This window comes from Alteromonas sp. CH_MED4-4 (genome assembly GCF_037029575.1).
GTDB classification, from domain to species: domain Bacteria; phylum Pseudomonadota; class Gammaproteobacteria; order Enterobacterales; family Alteromonadaceae; genus Alteromonas; species Alteromonas macleodii.
In genome coordinates this window covers 129,784-151,569 of the sequence record NZ_JAYMEU010000009.1, presented here as the reverse complement: position 1 = coordinate 151,569, position 21,786 = coordinate 129,784, and the positions used below count along the sequence as shown (strand labels likewise).

22 protein-coding genes and 6 tRNA genes are annotated in these 21,786 nt (G+C 43.8%); 8 read left to right on the top strand and 20 right to left on the bottom strand.

What is annotated here, in order from left to right; genetic code table 11:
- Positions 1–9: 9 nt before the first annotated feature.
- The 13 genes from cobB to ovoA form a co-directional block, all read right to left on the bottom strand.
- Entirely contained in the window at positions 10–735 is a 726-nt protein-coding gene (gene cobB, locus WA381_RS08670) for a Sir2 family NAD+-dependent deacetylase (RefSeq protein ID WP_049588221.1), read from the bottom strand.
- An 82-nt stretch (positions 736–817) separates the two neighbouring features.
- Positions 818–1,648, bottom strand: a complete 831-nt coding sequence (locus WA381_RS08665; protein ID WP_156086463.1) for a sulfurtransferase — start codon at positions 1,646–1,648, stop codon at positions 818–820.
- Between the two features lie 122 nt (positions 1,649–1,770).
- Positions 1,771–2,268, bottom strand: coding sequence for a thiol peroxidase (tpx, locus tag WA381_RS08660; RefSeq protein WP_014949606.1), 498 nt, complete (start codon positions 2,266–2,268; stop codon positions 1,771–1,773).
- Between the two features lie 74 nt (positions 2,269–2,342).
- The gene (locus WA381_RS08655) at positions 2,343–3,035 is read right to left on the bottom strand and encodes a tRNA-uridine aminocarboxypropyltransferase (RefSeq protein ID WP_156086464.1); all 693 of its coding nucleotides are present in this window, start codon (positions 3,033–3,035) and stop codon (positions 2,343–2,345) included.
- Between the two features lie 128 nt (positions 3,036–3,163).
- A tRNA-Leu gene (locus WA381_RS08650) sits at positions 3,164–3,250 on the bottom strand.
- 59 nt (positions 3,251–3,309) lie between these two features.
- A tRNA-Cys gene (locus WA381_RS08645) sits at positions 3,310–3,383 on the bottom strand.
- A 42-nt stretch (positions 3,384–3,425) separates the two neighbouring features.
- A tRNA-Gly gene (locus WA381_RS08640) sits at positions 3,426–3,501 on the bottom strand.
- A gap of 169 nt (positions 3,502–3,670) precedes the next feature.
- Positions 3,671–4,243, bottom strand: coding sequence for a CDP-diacylglycerol--glycerol-3-phosphate 3-phosphatidyltransferase (gene pgsA / locus WA381_RS08635; protein WP_014949608.1), 573 nt, complete (start codon positions 4,241–4,243; stop codon positions 3,671–3,673).
- Positions 4,244–4,366: 123 nt separating this feature from the next.
- A complete protein-coding gene (uvrC, locus tag WA381_RS08630) occupies positions 4,367–6,184 on the bottom strand; it encodes an excinuclease ABC subunit UvrC (protein ID WP_039227661.1) in 1,818 nt (605 codons plus the stop codon).
- A gap of 31 nt (positions 6,185–6,215) precedes the next feature.
- Entirely contained in the window at positions 6,216–6,860 is a 645-nt protein-coding gene (uvrY, locus tag WA381_RS08625) for a UvrY/SirA/GacA family response regulator transcription factor (protein WP_014949610.1), read from the bottom strand.
- Between the two features lie 180 nt (positions 6,861–7,040).
- Positions 7,041–7,769: a pirin family protein gene (locus WA381_RS08620; RefSeq protein WP_156086465.1), complete on the bottom strand. Its 729-nt coding sequence runs from the start codon at positions 7,767–7,769 to the stop codon at positions 7,041–7,043.
- 207 nt (positions 7,770–7,976) lie between these two features.
- Complete coding sequence (locus WA381_RS08615) at positions 7,977–9,440, bottom strand: aminotransferase class I/II-fold pyridoxal phosphate-dependent enzyme (RefSeq protein ID WP_156086466.1); 1,464 nt, start codon at positions 9,438–9,440, stop codon at positions 7,977–7,979.
- A gap of 135 nt (positions 9,441–9,575) precedes the next feature.
- Positions 9,576–11,687, bottom strand: coding sequence for a 5-histidylcysteine sulfoxide synthase (gene ovoA / locus WA381_RS08610; protein ID WP_156086467.1), 2,112 nt, complete (start codon positions 11,685–11,687; stop codon positions 9,576–9,578).
- 428 nt (positions 11,688–12,115) lie between these two features.
- Between ovoA and WA381_RS08605 the strand changes: the two genes are divergently transcribed.
- Positions 12,116–12,517: a hypothetical protein gene (locus WA381_RS08605; protein WP_014949614.1), complete on the top strand. Its 402-nt coding sequence runs from the start codon at positions 12,116–12,118 to the stop codon at positions 12,515–12,517.
- Between the two features lie 70 nt (positions 12,518–12,587).
- On the opposite strand, the gene WA381_RS08600 is transcribed toward WA381_RS08605, so the two are convergent.
- The 4 genes from WA381_RS08600 to WA381_RS08585 form a co-directional block, all read right to left on the bottom strand.
- Positions 12,588–12,679, bottom strand: a tRNA-Ser gene (locus WA381_RS08600).
- A 401-nt stretch (positions 12,680–13,080) separates the two neighbouring features.
- Positions 13,081–13,172 (bottom strand) — tRNA-Ser (locus WA381_RS08595).
- A gap of 169 nt (positions 13,173–13,341) precedes the next feature.
- Positions 13,342–14,232, bottom strand: coding sequence for a DODA-type extradiol aromatic ring-opening family dioxygenase (locus WA381_RS08590; RefSeq protein WP_156086468.1), 891 nt, complete (start codon positions 14,230–14,232; stop codon positions 13,342–13,344).
- 176 nt (positions 14,233–14,408) lie between these two features.
- Entirely contained in the window at positions 14,409–14,858 is a 450-nt protein-coding gene (locus tag WA381_RS08585; protein ID WP_014949616.1) for a DoxX family protein, read from the bottom strand.
- 193 nt (positions 14,859–15,051) lie between these two features.
- Between WA381_RS08585 and WA381_RS08580 the strand changes: the two genes are divergently transcribed.
- Positions 15,052–15,957, top strand: coding sequence for a LysR family transcriptional regulator (locus tag WA381_RS08580; RefSeq protein WP_156086469.1), 906 nt, complete (start codon positions 15,052–15,054; stop codon positions 15,955–15,957).
- A gap of 182 nt (positions 15,958–16,139) precedes the next feature.
- Here WA381_RS08580 and WA381_RS08575 read toward each other — a convergent pair whose 3' ends face one another.
- Positions 16,140–17,606, bottom strand: a complete 1,467-nt coding sequence (locus WA381_RS08575) for a DUF3360 family protein (protein WP_014949618.1) — start codon at positions 17,604–17,606, stop codon at positions 16,140–16,142.
- A gap of 143 nt (positions 17,607–17,749) precedes the next feature.
- Positions 17,750–17,841: transfer RNA gene (locus tag WA381_RS08570), tRNA-Ser, on the bottom strand.
- A gap of 239 nt (positions 17,842–18,080) precedes the next feature.
- Here WA381_RS08570 and WA381_RS08565 point away from each other — a divergent pair.
- The 6 genes from WA381_RS08565 (at position 18,081) to WA381_RS08540 (ending at position 20,931) form a co-directional block, all read left to right on the top strand.
- Entirely contained in the window at positions 18,081–18,746 is a 666-nt protein-coding gene (locus WA381_RS08565; RefSeq protein WP_014949619.1) for a Bax inhibitor-1/YccA family protein, read from the top strand.
- Between the two features lie 55 nt (positions 18,747–18,801).
- Positions 18,802–19,191, top strand: a complete 390-nt coding sequence (gene tusD / locus WA381_RS08560; protein WP_014976653.1) for a sulfurtransferase complex subunit TusD — start codon at positions 18,802–18,804, stop codon at positions 19,189–19,191.
- Positions 19,191–19,559, top strand: a complete 369-nt coding sequence (locus tag WA381_RS08555; protein WP_014949621.1) for a DsrE family protein — start codon at positions 19,191–19,193, stop codon at positions 19,557–19,559. The genes tusD and WA381_RS08555 overlap by 1 nt, the downstream gene beginning before the upstream one ends.
- Positions 19,559–19,879: a hypothetical protein gene (locus WA381_RS08550; RefSeq protein WP_069944398.1), complete on the top strand. Its 321-nt coding sequence runs from the start codon at positions 19,559–19,561 to the stop codon at positions 19,877–19,879. Before WA381_RS08555 ends, WA381_RS08550 begins: the two co-directional genes overlap by 1 nt.
- A complete protein-coding gene (locus tag WA381_RS08545; protein ID WP_014949623.1) occupies positions 19,876–20,223 on the top strand; it encodes a TusE/DsrC/DsvC family sulfur relay protein in 348 nt (115 codons plus the stop codon). Before WA381_RS08550 ends, WA381_RS08545 begins: the two co-directional genes overlap by 4 nt.
- Before the next feature lie 270 nt (positions 20,224–20,493).
- Positions 20,494–20,931 (top strand): host attachment protein, encoded by a 438-nt coding sequence (locus WA381_RS08540; protein ID WP_014979395.1) that lies wholly within the window; start codon positions 20,494–20,496, stop codon positions 20,929–20,931.
- Positions 20,932–21,007: 76 nt separating this feature from the next.
- Here the strand turns inward: WA381_RS08540 and WA381_RS08535 are convergent, their stop codons facing one another.
- On the bottom strand, positions 21,008–21,721 hold the full coding sequence (locus tag WA381_RS08535) for an SOS response-associated peptidase family protein (protein WP_039227653.1): 714 nt from the start codon (positions 21,719–21,721) through the stop codon (positions 21,008–21,010).
- Between the last annotated feature and the right edge of the window lie 65 nt (positions 21,722–21,786).

The window sequence follows — 21,786 nt, the reverse complement described above, 5'->3', positions numbered from 1 at the left end:
ATGCGCCTCCTACAGTGCGTACTTTGATATTAATTGATCAACCCATTGTGGGACGATGTGAGAAGCAGGGCCTGTTAGCGATTCATCGAACAATGCATTAGTTACGCCCGGCTCCAAATTTGCCTCTATGGTGTGTGCGCCACTTTCTTTAGCGATCTGAACAAAACCCGCGGCAGGATAGACATTACCTGATGTGCCAATGGCAATAAACACATCAGCCTTTGAAAGCGCATCGTAAATCTCTTCCATGTACATGGGCATTTCACCAAACCACACGATATCCGGTCGTAAGGTTACTCTGTTGCAACACGGGCATTTAGTGGTGTGATCAAAACTATCACTCCAGTCAAAAGTCTGCTGGCTTATAGCGCAGCGCGCAGATAGCAGCTTGCCATGCATATGGTAAACAGACTGGCTTCCACCGCGCTCATGCAAGTCATCCACATTTTGAGTAACCAACATCAGGTTGCTACCGAACGCTTTCTCAAGTTTGGCCAGCGCCTCATGCGCTGCATTAGGATTCACGTCGTCTTGCTGTAACTGCGCACGTCGAGCGTTGTAAAAGCGATAAACTAAGCTAGGATTTTGTTCAAAAGCCTCTGGGGTGGCCACCTCTTCTACGCGATGATTTTCCCAAAGGCCGTCATTATCCCGAAATGTCTTTAATCCAGATTCAGCGGAAATACCCGCACCGGTAAGAATAACAATATTGGGTAGAGATTGATCAGATGGCATCAGGTTGTTCTTACTCTGTAGTTATAGCGCTAATTATACGATTAGCATGTTGTATATTTACTTAGTTAAAAGCCGCGACTCTTTACATACCTTTGACCACAGGATATTGAGTATCAGCGCCCCACTCTGACCAAGAGCCATCGTATACTGAAACCTGAGTAGCGCCGCACAATAATGCCGCCACACCAATTATGCAGGCGGTAACGCCAGAACCACACGTACAAATAATAGGTTTGCGTAAATCGATATTAGCGCGGTCAAAAATAGCCTTAAGCTGCTCAACTGGCAAAAAATGCCCGCTTTTGAGTAAGGTGTCAAAAGGAATATTAAACGCTCCAGGCATATGACCTGAACGTACTCCTTCACGAGGCTCTGACACTTCTCCTTTGAATCGCGGCGCGCTACGCGCATCAACAAGTTGTACTTCAGTATTTATTGCCTGAAGAACTGCACCGGAATTTGCGAACCAACCAGGCCTAGGTGTAGCTTGATAGGTTAATTTTCCGTATTGTTGTTGTTCTGAAACCGGCAGCGCTGCTTTTTCCCATGCAGGCTGTCCGCCATTTAATATATAAACATCTTGGTGGCCCAACGCTTTTAACATCCACCACACTCTTGGCGCAGAATATATTCCACGGGTATCGTATACCGTAATAGGTGTATTCGCTGTTATACCCTGATTACCAAGATAAATTGCAAGGTCATTTGCAGAAGGCATACTGTGAGGGAGACCTGTAGTGTGATCGCTACCTTCACTATCTAAGTCAAAGTCGACTGACGCAGGTAAAACCATTGCCGTGCGCGTATCTGGTGTTTTTGAAACGGGGTCGTCCATTAACGCTCGTACAAGCGTTACCGGCTTTTGTTGCATTACATTGGCTAATTCACCAACTGAGAGCAATACCGATGCCATTATATTCTCCTAAAAGGCACCCACATCAGTGAGTGCCCTGTAATACCCCGATAAAACAAATCGGTACTTATTCAAACACATTACATAGTTAGCTAACCAACTAACCTATGTTGCGGATCTACTTAGCTAAGAGCTGCGATAGCCGCGTCGTAATTCGGCTCTTCTGTTGTTTCTGCAACTTGCTCTGTGTAAACCACTTTGCCTTCGGCATCGATAACCACTACTGAACGAGACAGCAGCCCAGTAAGCGGCGCTGATTCAAAGGTAACACCATAGTCATCACCAAAGCTTGAGCGGAAAGTCGAGCCTGTAAGTACATTTTCAATACCTTCAGCACCACAGAAACGACCCGCTGCAAACGGAAGATCTGCCGATACACAGATAACTGTAGTGTTATCCAATTTTGCCGCTTCTTCGTTGAATTTACGCACAGACATTGCACATGTTCCCGTGTCGATAGAAGGGAAAATGTTTAATACCACATTTTTTCCTGCAAGCTCAGACAGTGTTACTTCACCCAAATCTGCTTTCACTAATGTAAAGTCTGGTGCAGATGTACCTACTTCAGGAAGCTGACCCTTTGTCGTAACTGTATTGCCTTGAAAAGTAACTGATGCCATTCGCTTTCTCCGTGTTTAGTTAATATGAAATAGTGGATGTAAAACAATACTTTCGCAAATAAAAGTGGCGCTTTTTAAATGTTACTTTTAACCTGCGACTCTGCAAACGCAAGCTTATGCTGCAAATGCGGCTTACCTTTTAAATATTCCCGTCTAAACACACTGAAATAATGCGCTAAGGTTTGCGCCCCTTGCTTCTGCTGCGCAAGGTCTAAAACGCTAATACCAACTTCAGCAGTACAGTGTTGGAAATCATGGGTAGATTCGCGTAGTAAATAATCTGACGCTACGTCCATACTCACGCTCAACACAGGAAAGTCATGCAAGTAAGGGCTCTTCACGAACATTTTTTTTGCTTCACGCCACGTTCCATCCAAGAAAATAAATAGTAACGTTTTCCCAGTATTCAATGGTGGCGTATCAATACAACGTTCAGCTGCAGCATATTCGTGTGGAAATACCACGATAGGAAAATATTTTTCGTTGCGAAGTAACGCCAATAGCGCCTCTTCTGGCTCGGTGCGCTTCCACAAAAATGCGTGGTTATCTTTAACCACGTCCGCAATTAAACGACCGGTATTAGTAGGCTTATAATATTCGCCTTTGTACATCAAGAACAAAACCGCCACATCAGTGCCAGCCTCAGGCTTAAATTCACAAATACAGTTTTGCGTTGGAAGCAGACATGCGTCGCAGCGAACTACTTTACTCCCACGAGCGTGGAATGGACGTTCAGCACGAGATAACTCGTCTAAACGAAGTGACATAACAGAATTCAAGATAGTACGTCTTTGCCAAAATTTTTATGGATTTTACCATAGTAATTTGTGATAAAAGAGCGCAATTATTTTATCAATTTTTTGATTAAAATTTGGAATGTTTGGGAGTAGATAAATGGTGCCCGGGGCCGGACTTGAACCGGCACGCTGTTACCAGCGAGGGATTTTAAATCCCTTGTGTCTACCAATTTCACCACCCGGGCATCGGGTTGCTTTTCAGCAAAGGTGTCAGGCGTAGAACCTGATGCTGCGTTGCAGCGTTTGGAGGCGGAACCCGGAGTCGAACCGAGATAGACGGATTTGCAATCCGCTGCATAGCCATTCTGCCATTCCGCCAGATGCGTCTGGCGCGTGATTAAAACTCATCTCTAAGATGATTGGAGCGGGAAACGAGATTCGAACTCGCGACCCCGACCTTGGCAAGGTCGTGCTCTACCAACTGAGCTATTCCCGCATGTCTTAATCGACCATTTCGTTTGGTTGATGTCCTCTCGAAATGTGGGGTGCATTCTACCTACCCATTCAAAACTGTCAACACAAAAAAGCGTTTAAATTGAGATAAATGCGGTTTTTTATGATCGTTTGCTATTTTTTTATTCACTTTGATTAATGTACGATCAATTTCACTTTACTGCGCCACTTCGAAGGTGTGGCCAGGCCGCTTTTGTATAAACAAACATTGACCAAATTGACAGCACTGCTGAGAAATATAAAAGAATATAACCTAAAGAAACCCAATAAATAGTTATGCCCATAAAGGTTTCTAATCCCGACAACAAGCCAATTAAGGCTAACATTTGCGCAGTGGTTTTTGCTTTACCTATAAAAGACACTTTAACCGCATCCCTTACACCATTCGAACCCATCCATTCACGTAACGCCGACACATAAATTTCACGAACCAATAGCGCAATAGATGGCAACGTGATCCACAGGTTTGCATAACTATGAGTAATCATAAGAAGAGCAGCGCCCACAATGAGCTTGTCTGCTACAGGATCTAAGAATGCACCAAAGGGTGTAGACTGCTGTAGTTTTCTTGCTAGATAGCCGTCAAACCAGTCCGTTATTGCCGCAAGCCAAAAAATAAATGCGCCTGCCTCGTGCGCCCAGCGCCAATCAAGAAAATAAACAACTACAAATACAGGAATAAGGATTACTCGGAATAAAGTAATACAGTTTGGAACAGTCCACATAAAAAGTACGTCTCGGTGTTATGCCTCTATGGGCGTTTTAGCGCGGTAGCGTATAAGCTCTGCATCTTTCATTTTTGTAACACATTACCTTAATTTGTAATGCATTGCTTGTTACTCATTCATTTATTGATGAAGGTGGTCGTAAATAGTTTCCGCCAGTTCAGGGCTTATACCAGGTACATTTGAAATTTCATCTTTACTGGCTTTCTTAAGACCCTGCAAGCCCCCCATGAATTTAAGCAGTGTTTGTCTGCGTTTAGCACCAATACCAGGTATGCTTTCCAAACTCGACGTGGTTTTAACTTTCTGGCGTCGGTTGCGGTGCCCAGTAATGGCAAATCGGTGAGATTCATCGCGAATATGCTGAATAAGGTGAAGCCCTGGCGAATGGCTATCCATCGGCAGAACCTGATGGCTACCTGCCAGTATTAGTGTTTCTAAGCCAGGCTTACGGGTGGTGCCTTTTGCCACGCCTAACAGCATAGGCTTTTTATCATGGGGCCAATCTTCAAAAAACGCTTCTGCTTGGGCAAGCTGTCCTTTACCACCGTCTATTAATAGAAGGTCAGGTATTTTTTGCACTTCTTTCACTGACTTGTAGCGACGTTTTAACGCCTGTGCCATGGCCGCGTAGTCATCACCTGGGGTGATGCCTTCTATATTATATCGGCGATAGTCACTTTTGTGCGGTCCTTCACGATTAAATACCACACACGAAGCCACCGTTTGCTGGCCAGACGTATGTGATATATCAAAACACTCCATGCGTTGAATAGGCGTATCAACTTCCAGTGCCGCTTCTAAGTCGAGATAGCGTGCAAACACAGACTTTTGCTGACTGTATTGAGCATCTAACGCAGTTTGCGCATTTGACTGCGCCAACTGCAGGTACTTGCGCTTCTCTTCCCTCGCCCCTTTGAAGAACTGGACCTTGTGTCCCGCTTCACTGGCTAGTACATCTGCTATAGCGTCTTCGTCAGTTAATGTATTGCTAAGTACTATCTGCTTGGGAATAACTTTGTTACCCGCCAGATAGAACTGTAGGAAGAAAGATTCAAAAACTTCTTGTTCATCGGCAGTGTTGGGTACTTTGGGAAAATAGGCCTTGCTGCCTAACAACTGCCCTTCACGAATAAACATTACCTGAATACACGCCATATTGCCTTTGAACGCAAACCCAAACACATCCATTTCGTCTTGAGTACCGGCAACCCACTGTCGTTCTTGAACTTTTCTTAGTGCATTAATCTGATCTCGGTAACGGGCAGCAGCTTCAAAGTTGAGTGCCTCGCTGGCTGCTTCCATCTTTTCCACCAGCCCACCAATGACCTGCTGGTTTTTACCTTTCAAGAACAAGCGTGCAAAATTGACCTGCTCTTTATATTCTTCATCGCTCACATAGCCTTCTACACACGGCGCACTGCAGCGCTGCATCTGATACTGAAGACAAGGTCTACTGCGTGCTCGGTAATAGCTATCTTCGCACTGACGTACGGGGAAAATTCGCTGCATTGAACGCAAGCTTTCTCGCACCGACCACGCACTGGGGTATGGGCCAAAGTATTCGCCCTTTTTCTTTTGAGGGCCGCGATGAAAAGAAAGCCTTGGATGTTCGTGATCGGATAAGAAGATAAAGGGATAAGACTTGTCGTCACGCATGACCACGTTGTAACGCGGTTTGTATTTCTTGATGAAGTTGTTCTCAAGCAAAAACGCTTCGGTTTCGCTGTTTACAACCGTGACATCCATGTTCGCAATCTGACTAACTAGCGAACGCGTTTTGGCGTTATCAAGATTACTACGAAAATAGCTTGATACGCGCTTTTTAAGGTTTTTGGCTTTTCCTACGTAAATAACCTCTTCCTGACTATTGTACATGCGGTACACGCCAGGTTGAGAGGTTAGATTCTTAAGAAATGCTGCTGAATCAAATGCAGACATAATCACTTTGACGTTGCGCGTCTAGTGACGCTTAAAAGGTGTTAGGATTGATAAGCTTATGACGATAGGCCAAGTGCGTTAGCTCTACATCAGAATTTACGCCTAACTTTTGAAACATTCGATAACGGTAAGTATTAACCGTTTTTGAGTTAATACTGAGTTCTCGGGCTATATCCGGCACTTTGTGACCTTCGGTTAATCGCATTGCTATTGTAAGTTCTCTACTCGATAGCTCGTCAAACGGATTATCCGAACTAGGCAATAACTTACCGATGGCTATGCTATTGGCCACTTCTTGATCAACATACTTTTGTCCTGCCGCAACTTTATGGATAGCGCGTATTACTTCGTCTGGCTCTGCATCTTTTGTCAGAAAACCGTATGCGCCTGCGTCCATAACTTGCATTGGAATAGGACTTTCCTTGTGCATTGAAACACAAATAACACGCGTATTTTCAGACATACGAACAATTTTCTTTGTCGCTTCCAGTCCGCCAATACCGGGCATATTTACGTCCATGAGTACCACATCTGGCGCGTTTTTTCGGCACAAAAGTACCGCGTCTTCACCGTTCTTCGCTTCTGCGAGGATAGTAAAATCGTCTACGTCTTCCAGAATCCGGCGTATCCCTGTTCTGACCAAATCATGGTCATCTGCTAGGATTATTTTTATCACTCTAGTATCTCACTGACTTCAGTTTTACATACAACTGGAATAAAGGCTGATAACGTTCATTAATGAGAAGTATTACCAGCCTTTAACCTTATCCAAGTCATCATACCACGAGATAAGAATTCGTGAAGTAGAGATACACAATTTGAAACTAAATTATTGATCTAGATTACTTTTAGGCAGCTATTTAGGTAATTCAAACCACAAGGCCACACTTTCCTCTGAGGCTTTCAGACGAATGATGTCTTGCTCGTAAATACCCAAAGCATCGCCTGCCTCTATTTCAAATGCATTCGTTTCACTGTCTACCACAGCCTGTACATTACCGCTAATCATATGAAGGTAACCCTTTTGGTCTTCAGTGCCATGCTCCCATGTTTCGCCAGCTTTCAAAGTTAAACGGCTGATTGCCGCATTTTGCTTAATGCGTAATGACCCTTCCCTACCGTCATCACTTACTAATAATTCAAGCTTTGAATCATGGTTATTTCCACCCGCCTGTGTGCCAAAGGTTTTTTGCGCATAGCTGGGCGTACCGCCTTTTTCTTTGGGCACAATCCAAATTTGCAGAAAGTTAACAGGCTCTTCAGTAGAAGGGTTAAACTCTGAATGCATTATACCCTTACCTGCACTCATTACTTGCACGTCACCCGCAGGCACTACGTACTCATTACCGGTATTATCTTTGTGCTTTAAAGCACCGCTCACAACATATGAAATTATCTCCATATCTCTGTGACCGTGGGTTTCAAAACCTCTGCCGGCCTGAACAACATCGTCATTGATAACCCGTAGCGCTGAAAACCCCATATGTTTTGCGTCATAATAGTGTCCAAACGAAAAGCTATGTTGGCTTTTTAGCCAGCCAAAGTTCACTTTTCCTCTTTCATTCGCTTCTCTCAAATACATCATCTTGCATTCCTTATAACCGTAAGCCGTCACTGACTCTTCTGCCCAACAGGAGTAACGCTGGGCGATAGAACATGTGTCAAGGGCTAATTATTTAATAAGGCCATTTTAATCCTCTTTAATAGGAATAAAATGTCATATATTTGAGCTTATTATTCTAATATTTAGAATTAAACTAACTGTCGGTCAACAGATGCGGGTTAAGCTACGCTAAGAAATAAAGCACAGTCTTTGCAGCGCGGTTTCTACAACCGCAGGGTGACAGGCTAAATTTAGCCTAATATGGTGTGGAGAACCAAAGGTCGCACCGTCGTTACCTATCACGCCTCGCTCAATACATCCTTCCACAGTGGTCACGGGTGAATATTTGAGAGGTTGACGAGAAGCGTCACCTAAAGGAGCTTCATCCACAGAAGCGATACTGTTCGGCTGTGTTAAATGCGAAGGGAATGTTGAAAGGTCTAGCCACAAGAAATAGCCAGCGCTGCCCATTGTATAATTAACAGATAAACCATAGTGCTCAAAGAAGCGCACAACAAGCTTTCGGTTGAAGCTCAACGCACTTTTTACGCTGTCTAACCAAGTACTTCCCTTCTCATAGGCGGCAATCAACGCAACTTTTCCTAAGTTACTTGCGTTCAGGTGCCTGCTATTAATAGCTTGGGAAAACGTCTCTCTGATCGTTTTATCCTTAATGACCGCATACGATGCACCTGGAATACTCGCTAGGTTAAACGCCTTGGACACGCTATTAATGTGGATAATTCGCGGCAGTTGATGAGTATGGATGTTACCACCATTTAGACTTTCTTGGCGACCCTTGCTCTTATTGCTTACCTCTGCACCAAACATGGGGATTAGCGTTGGTTCATTTGACGAGTTAAATGCAAACTCGCTGTGCACCTCATCAGTGATCATTAAAATATCGTTCTTGGCGCAGAAGCTCATAATAACACGCTGCTCTTCTGCACTTAATACTGTACCTGTAGGGTTATTAGGATGGCAAATCACGAATGCAGCCGCAGCACTATCGAAGGCTGAAGTATCTATAGTTGAGTAAGAACCTTCGACGTCTTCCTGACGACTCTTGTCGCTACCCTTTGTCGCGGCAACTTCAGAAAGCTTAGTCTGAATTTGAAGCGCGTTTTGAATGACTGGAATAGATACTGGTGTTAAGCCGTTATTTTTAATAGCCTCCGTTAAAGGGGAATAAGTTGGTGTTAATACCATGACTTTTTGACCAGGTTGGCAAAAAGTGTGAAGCGCAACGTCTATTGCTCCTATTACGCTCGCAACATCCACAACATCGCCACTTTCTACTTTAAAGCGACTACTTTTTTGCGTGGTACGCTCAAAACGTTTTGCTACCGCGTCACCGATATCAAGGGACTGATATCCATAAGTAGAGCGAAGGTTTTGTGTAATCGCGCTGAGAATTTCATCACAAGGCGGGATGTCCATATCCGCTATCCACATTGGAATAGGGTCTTGCTGAGACGCGACAACGTTCGCTTGAGATGAAGACGCGCCCTGAAAGCGGCGAAATATCGCTGAATATTTAAGACGGGTTTGATCGAGTTTCAGGTGAGAAGGTGCCTGCCATACATCCTTGTAAGGCATAAACTCGCTTTGCATAGCGTTGAACACGGGGAGATGGCTTAGCGCGTTGCTCACCTTCACATTATCCTATCTATATAGCCTTACGCATTTACTATTGGCTAAAGGCCTTCTGAATTCTATTATATTTATAAGCGCGAAACACGCGTACCGCGCTCACTTTATGCTACACACACTTTAATAGACACCGTGTTATTCTATCTTTTCAAACACGTTAAATTCAGAAAGCGTATGTTGGTATTTCCGCTTTGTTTCTCGAATGACAAATGGAATGTCTTTAGGTTCAGCAATTCGTTTAAAGCTCTGACCTAATGCATCTTCAAGCGCCTGAGTAGAGCTAAGCGTTTCACCATTTTCATCTTTATAGCCGCCCAACCATTCACTTCTTTCGGTATACTCTTCCAACCATGTAAAGGGGCTGGCGACAACGAGCAATCCACCTTTATTTAGCCGCGTGGCCATGTCCGTTAATACCTTTCTTGGACTATACACTCTATCAATAAGGTTGCCTAAGAAGATCAAGTCGTAGCCTGTGAATTGCGGCTTCAAATTACACGCATCACCTTGTGCGAAAGCAACGTTGTCTACACTGTCATCTAAACCGAGCGCAGAGAGCTTCCGCGCCTTAAACGACGTAAGTTCACCTTCTTCTATAAGGTTATAGCGTATTTCACCACGCTCTTGCATCTCAAACGCTGTTTTTATAAAGCGTGCAGAAAAATCGATGCCATCGACATGATCGAAGTATTTTGCAAGTTCAAAGGTAGACCGACCAACGGCACACCCCAAATCTAACGCTTTATCGTGTTGACGCCCTTGCATAGCGTCAATACAAAACTGCGCACTGGCTTTAGCAAAATTAGGGACGCCGTAGTACTCGTCGCCGTAATGGAATTCACTGTATTGCGAAACCTGTGTATCACTTTCATAATCAAAATCGTTCACTGCTATAACTCGCTTTCCTTGAACATACCGAAACCCCGCGTGCTGAAAGAAGTGGCGCCTAAAAGCGTAACGACTATCTTTCATTGCTTCGTTACCTGTAGATATCCAACTACCGCCTTTAATGAGGTTATGCTTATTGTCGAATGTGGGTGTTGTAAAGTCGTCATATAAAGGATGAACGTTAAAGCCCTCAAACGGATAGATGGGTGTTTCTGTCCATTGCCATACGTTGCCAACAACATCATAAAATTCGCCGGACTTATTAACATTAACAGGTTCACTCGACGCATACTTTTGCAGCGCTATGTTGAACCCTTCGCTGTATACGGTTTGTGTTACACCAGCCTGCTGTCGTAACGCTTGCCATTCATTTTCAGTCGGCAGACGAATAAGATCACCCGTTTTTTCACTCAAGTAGTTACAAAACGCTTTCGCTTCATGATAATTCACATCCACAGGCCAATCTAAAGGTAGTGGATGCTCTTCAAGCATGCTGCGATATAAATAATCATCACCCTTTTCAATCCAAAATACAGGGTGCTGAGCTTTAGTGTATTCACGCCACTTATTGCCTTCAGCCTCCCAGTATTTTGCGTTGTTATAGCCGCCGTCTTGCACAAACGATAAATACTCACCATTACTTACAAGAAATTTAGACGCACTGAACTCGCTAACGGATTCTTGCTGAGAACCATATTCATTGTCCCAGCCGTAATAAGCACTGTCCCACGCTTTGTCATTTATAACTTTCTGTGCCGGAACGGTCATTAAAACATTAGCCTCTAACGCTTCAGCATTAGTTTGCATAGTGCTACATGCAGGCCATTCTGGGCTGGGGCGTACCGATGCAATGGGTAGCTGTCTGATTAGAACAGATGAGGTTTCTAAATGAATACGTTCATGCTCTATTCCCATTACAACGGGCCACATTGGGCTTTCCCAGTCAATAGGCATGCTAAAAGACATGGTATCTATTAAATCGCATACCAATGTGCGCACTTGATTACGATATTGACACACCTCTTCCACCTTCGGCCAGTCGTAATTTTCATCGTTAAGATCATCCCAACTCATTTCATCAACACCAATGGCAAATAGCGATTCAAATTTTGGGTTAATGCGCTCGTTTATCGCCTTAGACAGTACTAATTTATTGATAAAGAAAGTAGCAGTATGACCAAAATAGAAAATTAACGGATGGCGCAACTTTTCAGGTCGTTGATAAAATACGTCATCATTGGCAAGACAAGAGAAAAGCGATTCGTAGGTATCAAAGGAATCGAGGAAATAAGCCTTTATTTCCTGTCTTTTTTGCTCAACTGTTCCGTCCCGTAAATTAAGTGTGGGCATTGCCTGCATAATGTCCTCTCGATTTTTGTTATTACTACCAACTGCGTAGGACCAGCGCCGTAAAAATAAAAGAAGAGCGCTTTAAAATGCCGTAATGATTTCAGTTGATTGCTAACCCTTTATGTATACCAAGCTTTTATGAATAAAGCGCGACATAACTAGGTTTTTATGGAATGTCCTGTAATTACAAGATACAGACAGGATGAGATCAGAAAATATTTCATAACAAACTTATGCCTGCGATGATGCTGTGAAACACCGTTCAACTTAAAGCTCGTGATCATAAAAAGCATGGAGATACCGTTGGTTATCATGTTACGTTTACCTAGCTTACTAAATGCCCGATTCAACGTTGGCTAATAAGCTGCGTCGGTAAACAGCATACTTATACGCTTATACCTTCACACCTTCAGAAACGAAAAAGGATTTTTCTTAACATGAAATCAGTAATTTACATAGCAGTAACGCTGCTCTCGTTGTACGGTTCACCCGCGACTGCAGCTGACAACTATACTAATGCGCTTCTCAATGAAGCCGTTCGCAAAGGCAATAAGAGTACCCCTTTAATTGTAAACCCAACACTCACTATGGAGCGCCTATCAACCAGTGACGGAGAGATCACTTATCACTATCGCTCTATGACGTTGACTCAAAACAAAGGCGTTAATCAATTTGTAGAGGAACAACAAAAGAAGCTCTATCCGTATGTGTGCACTTCACCCTCGCAAGAAATTTTTAGGCGACATGGAATTACAGTTAATTATTTGTACAACGATAAGAATAATGATTTTTATGCGGTGATAAGTATCGACACTACAACGTGTAACGAGGTTGGTTGAAGACGTTCTAGCAGCACGTTTTTATTTGACCCATAAAAAAACCCGCAACTAAGTGCGGGTTTTTCGTATTTGGCGGAGAGTGAGGGATTCGAACCCCCGGTGGGTTTGACCCCACGTCTGATTTCAAGTCAGGTGCATTAAACCGGGCTCTGCCAACTCTCCTGAAGTGACGCTTATCTTAATGATTTACGTGACGCTGTAAAGCACTAATTTCAATTAAATCAATCAACTGGTGAAATATTCACCTTTTCGCAAGAATAATAACCATCTTGGTAGAAAATGACCTGCGTTCTCATTATTTAAAAACACTATTAGCGTTAACCTACTATAAATGCACGTAAAACTTAAAACGAAGTTTTTTAAAAGCGATTGAAGTTCTCACTCAAAAATTCTCATTAGGTATTCTATGCACGTCGACAGTTCATGATGCCAAAATGATAATGTTCGTTTAGCTTTGAACAATATAGTTTTGCGTAGGTTTCACTCTTGGCTATAGCCATATACTAAAGCGCGTAAATTTAGCCCATAAAAAAACCCGCAACAATGTGCGGGTTTTTCGTATTTGGCGGAGAGTGAGGGATTCGAACCCCCGGTGGGTTTGACCCCACGTCTGATTTCAAGTCAGGTGCATTAAACCGGGCTCTGCCAACTCTCCTGAAGTGCTGCGTATCTTAATGATTTATGTGGGACTGTAAAGCACTAATTTTAACATTTTTACTCAAACGACCAATTGATAATCAAAGTGTTCAAAATTTAATTGCTCTCGTTTAACGCAGGCGTTTTTCAATCAGGTGTTGCACTGACGCGGCAATGTGAAGCACTGGTCAATCACACCACATAAACATGCTTGCAGGTTTGGTTAGAAGCGTTAAAGACAGAGCTTTATCAGCTGCTCTATTATTAACGCCATAACAAACATGGAGTGGAAGAAGGTGCTCTTCTCTAGGATGGGCGTATCGGGCATCCGGCGCGCTGTACCATTCAACAAGACGAGCTTTGCGTTCATTCTCGCTGTAGGCACTGGTCTGCATAGTTGTCTGAAGCCAGTTATTAAAGCGCGTTGCTTTTCGCATTGCATCATCGGAGCTATCAAAAAAGCCCTGCATATTGTGAAAAGAAGACCCCGAGCCCAATACTAAAATATTCACTTCGTTCTTTGCTTCACTATTTACAGGCTCTACCCCGAGTTCAACAGCTTTCCTAATTGCTTCCCCCAATAGCACATGCTTTTTAGAATCCAAATCAGACGTAATGGATAGTTGAATACAGGGTACATCGGCACTGGGATACATAATACTTAGGGGAATGAACATTCCATGATCGAAACCACGTGCCCTATCCTCCAATACAGCGATGCCTTGCCCTGCTAAACGCTTTAGTAATAAAGTTGCGAGTGCTACTTCCCCTTTGGCCGGATATTCAAGGGAATACGCCTCTTTAGGGAAGCCATAATAGTCATAAATCAAGGAAGGTTCTGGGTGAGTAGTTACACAGACTTCAGTATCTTCCCAATGGGCACTAATCACTATGACTGCATCAGGTTTGGGTAAATCTGTTGATAATGCTTTGAGCGCTTCAATCATTTCAATGTGATAGGCAGGCATTCTCGCCTCTCCTACTGACTGCATTTCAAGAAGTGGAAGCGGCCCTCCACCATGAGAAATATAAGCGGTGTTAATTCTCACAGACGGGCGAGTTTGCGTTCGCTGTTGCATAAAACCATACCTTGTTAGATGTAGAGAATACCATTCCTGCACTCCCACGCTTCGCTAGGAAACTTGCCAGCGTCTTCTGAGTGGGCAATTATCTATGCGGATTGATATAAGGGCTCTATAGCCATTGAAACCGGCGCATTTGGGCCGGTTTCGTTAGTCGTCGAATCTCACAACCGCTATTTATTAAGCTTGTGACTAATAAGAGAGTCGATTGAAAGTTTACCGCCACCTTGAATAGCTAGCGCACCTGTTGCAGCAAGTAACGTTAGTGCAAACTCGTAACCGTTGTTAGTCATAAATAAACCGTTTGCTGCATGTACACTAAAAATCGCAATCACCATTGTGAATGCACTTACTAAAGCGGCTGGGCGTGTTAGAAAACCTATAATAAGCGCTAGCCCGCCAAAAAACTCAGCGCTGCCGGCCAGCAATGCCATTAAAAAGCCTGGCGCTAAACCAATGCTTTCCATCCACTGACCTGTGCCTTCTAGTCCATAACCACCAAACCACGCAAAAAGCTTTTGTGCGCCGTGTGCGGTAAGAATAATGCCCACAGGCACACGTAAAACCAAACTAGAAATACTGCTGTTAGAAGTAAAAATGTTTTTCAGAAATTGCTTGTTCATTGTTGAATCCTCAAAGTCTCTCGTAATTGAAAATGTCATATCTAAAAGTGATGAACGCTCCGCCTGACTTCATTGAGTTGGCACAGCGCTAACCTGATGCATATAGAATAGTTACCAACACCTATTGAATAAAGCAGTTAAATATTGAATGATTACCAACAATTTGTTGTTTATTGAGACGAATGGCTAAACGATGGATAAATTATCGCTACTGAAAACCTTCTGCGTTGTTGCGAATGAAGGGAGTTTTACAAAAGCTGCAGAAAAGCTAGACACGTCAAATCAACTCGTAAGCAAGTATGTTGCCGAATTAGAGAAGCAACTTGATACGCGTTTATTCAATCGCACTACAAGAAAAATTCACCTAACCGAGGCTGGTCAGCAGTGTTTGCAACATGCAAATCATATTCTAGAAAGCGTAGCCGATATGGAAAGTCAGCTTGGGTTGCTCAATACGGAAGTAAAGGGAGTTCTGCATGTAAGTGCCCCTGTCTCTTTCTCAACATTACATTTAGCGAGTGCACTCAGTGCGTTTCAACAAGCACACCCTCACGTATCGATAAACTTGCAGCTAAACGATAGAAAGATTGATGTGATAGACGAAGGGTTTGATGTAGCAATACGTGCAGGTCACCTAGCTAACTCGTCGCTGGTGGCCAAGAAAATCACAACGATAAAGCTGGCCCTGTGCGCTTCACCAGCCTACCTGGAAAAATATGGCACACCGCAACATCCAGCCGAATTAAAACCAGAACACTATCTTGAGTACTCCTACGTCAACTATGATAACGATAAATCAGTGCTTATTGCGGCGCTTAAAGCAAATGCCCAGACTGTGACGCCCAAGCTAACCGCGAATAATGGAGAAGTCCTAACCAATGTAGCAAAGCAGGGTGAAGGTTATGTACTTCAACCTACCTTCATTGCCGGTGAAGCGCTCAAAAACGGGGAACTCGTGTCCATACTGGACGATTTCGTACCGCAAGCTATCTCTTTGTATGCGGTCTATCCTCATCGTAAGCTCATTTCTAATAAGCTAAGGGTTTTCATTGACTTTTTATCAAGCTATTTTGAAAGTACGCCCTACTGGGACAAGTAAATCACGGTACGCGTAACGCTTAATTTATATAGTAGAAACATAACTTCAGTGGATGAGGGATATCAGCTTAATAAATTAAATAAAAACGGCGTGGAGAAACACCTCCGACGCCGTTCGCGTAATAGCCTATCTGGTTTCAGTGACTTAAACTTTAAAGGAGTAACCTTACCCTAAAGCCCTCATCACATTCTGAAGGTTTCCATAATCGCGGGCACCCCCGGGAACATACCAATTAGTGCCATAACGGTACATAACACCAAAAACGTAATTCCTGGAATTAGCCAGCGCCCTGCTTTGCCGAGCTCTCCAGCTCTATCTTTACACCCAACGAGCCCCAAATTATCCAAAAGCATGGTAAAAGACCATCCGAATACTGGATTAACTAATACAGAGGAGATCACTACCAATGCGGCAGATTGCGTCGTTTTACCTTCACGCGTCATTTGCATACCGGCTTCCATTAGCGGCAGAAAGACCCCAACAATAAGCGCTACGCAAAGCACTGGCGGCCAAATTGCTAGATCCATGGGGTAACCCCAAAGTGCCGCTACAACGCATAAAAAACCAGTAACTAATGCACCACCGGGTATGGGTCTGCGCGCGATTGAAGCCGGAATAATGTAGGTCCCCCACGAAGATGAGATATTCCCCCCTCCCAATAGGCTTCCCACTGCCTGACGACTAGATGCAGCAATCATGGTGTCATCTATATTCATGTGCGCTCGTTCACTTTTCTTAGGGTAGCTAAGCTTTTGGAAGACTTGATGACCTAAGAAATCTGGCGACCACATAGACACAGCTAGCACAGCAAAAGGCAGCACAGCAATGAAATGTGACCAGTCTGGCAGGCCTAGTTTCCAACCTGTGTCTTCCCCCCACCAATAAGCAGGGTTCAAGTTAGGCATACCCGGCGACGTTGTGAACTCAAATGGCGCACCGAAGGAAAACGCAATGACGGCCGCCATCACCGCACCAAGCGGAATGGCTAGCCAGCGCTTTTGAATATGCTCTAGCCATGCATACATTAAGATAGTGGCAATGATCACCACGAAGGCTAAGTAAGCCATATCGAAGCTTTCTGCCCACGCAAAGAGTTTCTTCACCTGGCCTGTAATGCCAATAAACCCTAAGTACAACAGCAACCCACCGCATACACCGTTACTGGTTAGCCTAGCAAGCACACTGCCGCCCTTCGTTATTCCTAAAATAAAACCAAAGAGTCCAATGAGCAGACCGAGCGCCATGGGATGGCCGCCAGATGCAACAATAAGGGGTACCAAGGGCAGTAAGGGGCCGTGTGTACCTGCTAAATTAGCTGACGGGTTCAGAAAACCGGAAATCAGAACAACGAACAAGACTGCTGCAATGAGTAATTCAAAGCGCACGTTTTCAATAACAAACTCAGGAGATAGCCCTAGCGGTGCTGCGAATGCACCTACTACGGCGGCAACCATAACGATTTTTCCTATGGTCGCCGCCATGCCTGGCACGAAGTCTTCCCACTCAACGCGGTAGTCTTTACCAGGCAGGTTCAACCGCCAACGTTTTGGAGAAAGTATTTGAAGTTCGTGATTTAAATATTCGTCTCTTGATTTAAAACTACTGCTCGGTTTGTGAAGATTTTGATAAGAAGAACTTTCTTGTGACACATAACACCTTTAGATTGCGCGAAGAAAAGCGCAAGCCTAAACATGTGAATGGAATGTAACAATGCGACTGTGGTCTTATACGAAAGTCTAACGTGGAAGACGGGCATAAAAAAACCCGCAACAATGTGCGGGTTTTCATAATATGGCGGAGAGTGAGGGATTCGAACCCCCGGTGGGTTTGACCCCACGTCTGATTTCAAGTCAGGTGCATTAAACCGGGCTCTGCCAACTCTCCTGAAGTGCTGCGTATCTTAATGATATTTTTATGACTGTAAAGCGAAAAATTAAAAAAGTTGTCTAAGTGCCGAGATTTCAATCAAATAGACTGTTTAGCACGTATAAGAGATGTTTTTATATTCACCTGACACCATTTTCATCTGAAACTACTTGAAAATGGGAACTAAAACCCATACAACATACACTAAATAATTGTGTACCATTTTGGTCATATCATAAGTCCTGTTGGAGGAAACAATGGATCAACGTTCGATGTATTCAAGTGCATCTCAACCATCGGTATTGCAGACGAACAAGGTTCTACGCAACACCTATATGCTGCTTGCGATGACACTGGCGTTTAGTGCGGTTTGTGCTGGTATAGCAATGGCAGTAGGCATTTCTCCTATGATGTCTCTTGTTATGACTATCGGCGCTTTTATTACGTTATTTGTAGTTCAGAAAAAAGCTGATTCAGCATCTGGTATCTACTGGGTGTTTGCATTCACAGGTTTAATGGGTGCATCACTAGGTTACACGCTTAATTTCTATCTAGGCGTTGCGGGCCCAGGCTTGATCATGGAAGCGCTAGGTGCAACAGCCCTTGTGTTCTTCGCGCTTTCTGGCTACGCACTTACCACTAAGAAAGACTTCTCGTTTATGGGCGGATTCTTGGTAGTAGGTCTAGTTGTAGTGCTTGTAGCTGCTATTGCGAACATCTTTTTCGCAGTTCCAGCGGTAAGCTTAGCAATCAGTGCAGCGATTGTGTTTATTATGTCAGGTTTCATCTTGTTTGATACAAGTCGTATCATCCACGGGGGTGAAACAAACTACATTCGTGCAACAGTTTCGCTATACTTGAACATATACAACTTGTTCACGTCTATCCTTCACCTTCTAGGTGCGTTTGGTGGCGACGATTAAAACAGCGTTAAAGGTTTAAAGAGAAACACCCCTTAACCGGGGTGTTTTTATTTGTATGGCAGAATATTCAGTACTTATCACATCATCACCGTTTCAAGGCGATACAGCGTTACGCGCCCTCTCCTTTGCACAAGGTGTAATCGATAATGGTGATGTAATAAACAACGTTTTCTTTTATAGCGAAGGTGTTCACCACACCAATAACTTAATGCTAAAGACGGGCGACGAGCTGTTCGTACTTGATAGCTGGAAGACTCTAGCTACTGAGCACAACGTGAAATTACTTGTATGCATTACCGCCGCCGTTAAGCGAGGTATTGTTAGTGAGTTAGAGGCGAAAGAGAATGGGTTGTCTCAGGCCAACTTAACCGCGCCTTTCGAGCAAGCTGGCTTGGGCGAATTCTTCACTGCGCTCCACGATTGCAACAGGTTGGTACAATTCTAATGGCGCAACTACTTATTAGGTTTACGCAAAGCCCTTTTTCCAATGCTAAAAGCCAAGACGGTTTAGATTTTGCGCTTGCTGCAACAAACTATGGGCACGATGTTAAAGTGCTTTTTGAAAGCCAAGGTGTACTGCAGCTTGTTAAGGCAGCGTCTACCAAAGGACTAAAAAATCACACCAAACGTTTAGCTAGCATGCCGTTTTTCGATATCGAAGAATGCTTTGTGTGTAAAGCAAGTGCAGATACCTACGACATTGAGCAGGTTCTTTCTAATAACAGTTTAGTTGATGAGTTAGACTGTGAGTGGATAACCCCAGAAGAAAAGGTCACGCTTATCCAAAGCGTAGATCATGTGGTGACATTCTAATGCTTATTACTATTTCAACGCCAAATTTGAGCACTGAATACAAACAGCTTATTGAAGCCACTTTTGAGCAATCGACTTCTACTTATGTTGTATTTGTTGGAGATGGCGTTTATGCCCCTGCATTAAACACCGCGTTTTTTGAGCAGCTGGCCAATACGGTAGAAAGCACTGTAAAAGACAAATCAACGCTAAACCTGTCGTTCTTGAGTACAGATGCGGATACCAGGGGCGCAAATCTTCCCGAACATATTAATCCTATTTCTCACAAAGAACTTGCTGCAATATCAGCAAAAAATCAGCACTGGATACCCCTTTCATGACACAAGAAACCTATAGCTTCAATTATAAAGGGCAAGCGATCCCTACAGACAAAGCCGGGTATTTACTCGACTATACCCTTTGGGAAGAAGATATGGTTGAGTTGCTGGCGCAAGAAGAGAACATTGAATTAACAGAAGCCCACTGGGAAGTGGTGCGCTTCGTACGCGCATTCTATGAAGAGTACGAAACCAGCCCAGCGATTCGTGCTTTGGTGAAAGCTATGGCCAATAAGTTTGGGCCAGAAAAAGGTAATAGCCGCTACCTGCAGCGACTCTTTAAAAAAGGCCCGGCGAAGCAAGCCACTAAACTAGCAGGATTACCTAAACCTGCGAAATGCTTGTAAAGGCGATCGCACATTATATTTAAAGTGCTAGCGCCCCCGGTTAGCCTTCTGCTAAAAGCACTTGTTGATTTGCTTCACGGGTTGAAACCCGATTTAAGGTAGCTATCAGAAGAGCCACCCTATTGTTAACTGTTTTAGCCTTGGTGTTGATATTGCAACTCCCCTCCTACATTGGCGTTTTATCTCGGGTTTCAGGCATATTTTTCATACTTGCCTTTTACCGAACACCATAAACGTGAATGTTTTACATAAATGGACATAGGAGGCTGTATGACAGTTCAAAAACACTACGTAATTGTGGCCAACCACGACGACGCCACAGCTTACACCTATACCAACCACGGAAGTGCACTTGTTGAAGTAAAAAAGTGGCATAACGAGTTTAGTGGCGCGAGTGACCAAGACATTTATACAGATAAACCCGGCAGACAATCGGCTCCCGCTTCGCAAGTACCAGGCGTTGATAGCATGAATCGAAAAGATGCCGCCGAACTCGAAGATGAAAGATTTGCTAGTGACATTGCTGACTGGCTAGATGGTGAACGTAAACGAGGTGCGTTGGGCTCGATAGATATTATTAGTGGGCCTGGATTTCTTGGTAAATTGAGAAGCGGAATGTCATCTCAATGTTCAGACGTCGTCGACAAAGAAGTGAAAAAGAATGTTTTAGGCGCGGACGAAGAAACCTTGCTTTCCTACCTTAAATAAAACGTTATTTAGTAGTTAGATTGTCACAGGCGGCTGTTTTTATAGCCGCCTTCCTTTGCTCACTTAGCAGTTAAAGCTAGCGGTTTTCGTCAGCTTTTAACACATTAACCTCACCGATTGCCTCGGCGCTTTTAAACGTCTTTACTCGCGTGACTTCAAGATCGGTATAAACACGAGGATTATTCAAAATATATTCTACCTCATTGTTCAATGAGCCTTGTGTGTCAGCCGCTAACCACGCATTTATCGCATGTGCATTATGTGGAAGAAAGCAAGGAATAGATTTTTCATGATACTGACTAAACCCCTCTACGGGTGGGCGCGTCACTACTGCACAGGAAAATAGGCCATTACTAAACCGCCGGTATACCGCGCCAATGAGCAATGCACCAGTAGCCGGTTTCATTAAATAGTGCGCTTTTCCTTTACCAAGCGGGTTTGACTCCCCTACTGCAGTTGCGACAACCACAGCGCGTCGTTCACGAATGAACTTGCTCCAATAAGGGCTATCGAGATTTCGAGCGTTAAATGTTGTTCTATCACCTACGGTAAGCGCGTTTCCATTAGGTTTTGCGTCAAACCACCACGTTGCATCGATGGTGCTATCACCAGATACAATTAAATTGGTAATTTGTCGTTCTGGCACTTTTCCAAATGCAGGATAAAAGTTAATAACATTGCTTGTGGAAGATTCATTGACAAAAAGCGGAATGGTTTGTGTAAGCCCGACTTCTTCAAGTAGCGCAATAACGTCAGGTGAGTCAGTAATACGCTGTATAAATCCGCACATGTAAGAAAGCCTATGAGTTTGTACTCGCTTCAAGGTACAGAAATTATAAGGGAAGTAACACAAAA